Here is a 1,996-nt window from a genome sequence, read left to right on the forward strand (position 1 = left end):
TTTTTGCAACGCCTAATAATCAAACAAACTTACTCCCTTTAGGCCAACCATACAATTGTAATCTGTAGAAAAAGTTGGGGAATAAAGCAAACAAATACTTAAAAATCTTAAATCCCAAAGGTTCATCATAAGTTCCCACCCATTCCTTACTATTCTCAATCCAATTCACAATTTTCTCAGCCACCTTATCCCCAGAGGGAGCAGAATTAACTCGATTAGCTCGAATCTTATAAGCTTTATCATTCAAACGATTCACTGGTGCCCAAGCAAACTTACCAGAAATAGCACCAGGGCGATACAACCGCAGGCGAATCATATTTTTACTGGAATGATAAACAATTGGCCCAACACCAGACCAGTAATAATGCAAGGCAATTTTGCCAGAATGATAAACAGGTCCGAAACAAGAAGGACTTCCATCAGCAATTGACCCAATAGCAATCACATCCAAAGGTCTACTCCGGGGTAACTTAGCTGCTTCAGCACCTACAACCGCAGGCCAAGTATAATTCACCCGATTCATCGACTCTACCAACTCAACTATGGGAATTCCACCCTCTCCTACTTCCGTCTCAATTTGACCAGCATTCAAAATCACCACATCCGGGTCATACTCAAATAGTTTTCTGGCATCCTCAATAGTTTTCTGGGGAGAAACAAACAACTCATCAAAAAAATCTCCCTCTAAACTAGGTTGACGAGTCACACCAACAACCCGCCATCCCCGTGACTTATAAACTTTACCCATCGCACTACCCAAAGTGCCTGAAATTCCAGTAATTACAACAGTTTTCATTTAATTTGATCGTTAACTTGAGGACTTGCGCTCTCCGGTAACGGAATGTCGGGATGTTTCGTAGCATTCCGTAGGAAAACTAAAACCAGTAGATTATACAAAAAATATGTTAAAATATCAATATTTAGGGTTTGCTGAAAAAGTCTTTTAGTAGGGGTAGGAGACAGGAGGAACGGGGAATGAGCGAAGAGGTAGGAGCGGGCGTTTTGTAAGAATGATTTTTCTGCCACCATCATCCCAAAATACTAGCTTTTTGAGCTTTTTCCGCTGAAAAGCTGGCACTTTTTTAGACAAAAAAATGCTAAAACCTTTATCTGTCAATACTTTTAGATTTAATCAGCAAGCCCTATTTAGACATCTTTTATTTTTGATGGTTTGGGTACGTTACGCGATCGCGCTTCAACATCCTATTTTTCTCTATTATTGAGAACTACTAAGGGTCTCCAGGTTTTTTTATTCTGAAAAAGTGCAAGATTTGTAGATCTTTGTCGTCTCAAAATGCTAGTACCTTTCCCCTCCCCTGAGTATCAGACTTTTTCAGCAAACCCTAATAATAATTAATTATTAATTATTAATTATTAATTGTTTTTCAAAGCCAACCAGCAAACTCCGTAGTAAAGCGATCGCCCAAAATAGCATCTCGAATCCGCTGAGTAAAGCGAATTAATTCTGTGACATTATGAAGAGACAATAGAGTATAACCTAAAGACTCCTTCGCTCTTACCAAATGAGCTAGATAAGCTCGACTAAAATTTTGACAACAATAACAAGGGCAAGATTCATCAAGAGGGGTATAGTCTTCTCGAAACTTAGCATTTTTCAAATTCCACCTCTCCCCTCTAACCAAAGCCACCCCATGTCGTCCTAAACGAGTCGGAATTACACAATCAAATAAATCTATGCCAGAAGCGATCGCTCTTACCATTTCTCGATAAGTGCCAACTCCCATCAAATAACGAGGTTTATCTTCTGGTAATAAAGGAGCTGTTACTTTAACTATATCATCTATTAGCTCACCAGGCTCTCCCACACTCACTCCACCAATAGCATAACCCGGTAAATCCAAATCTACCAACTGCCTTGCTGCTACAGAACGCAGATCGGGATAAACACCACCTTGAACAATACCAAACAAAGCCTGATCCTGACGCTGATGAGCCTCAACACAACGCTTCAACCATCGATAAGTACGATTTGTTA

Annotated in this window: 3 protein-coding genes; 1 reads left to right on the forward strand and 2 read right to left on the reverse strand. The window is 39.8% G+C overall.

Going from position 1 to position 1,996, the window contains the following annotated elements; all coding sequences use genetic code 11:
- Positions 1–19: 19 nt before the first annotated feature.
- Entirely contained in the window at positions 20–796 is a 777-nt protein-coding gene (locus F6K13_RS30695) for an NAD-dependent epimerase/dehydratase family protein (RefSeq protein ID WP_124143510.1), read from the reverse strand.
- A 298-nt stretch (positions 797–1,094) separates the two neighbouring features.
- Between F6K13_RS30695 and F6K13_RS30700 the strand changes: the two genes are divergently transcribed.
- A complete protein-coding gene (locus F6K13_RS30700; RefSeq protein ID WP_275670290.1) occupies positions 1,095–1,223 on the forward strand; it encodes a hypothetical protein in 129 nt (42 codons plus the stop codon).
- 162 nt (positions 1,224–1,385) lie between these two features.
- On the opposite strand, the gene F6K13_RS30705 is transcribed toward F6K13_RS30700, so the two are convergent.
- Positions 1,386–1,996: tRNA guanosine transglycosylase (locus tag F6K13_RS30705; protein ID WP_287289507.1), on the reverse strand; the 611-nt coding region annotated here is incomplete at its 5' end.

The organism is Okeania sp. SIO2B9, assembly GCF_010672505.1.
Lineage (GTDB): Bacteria > Cyanobacteriota > Cyanobacteriia > Cyanobacteriales > Microcoleaceae > Okeania > Okeania hirsuta.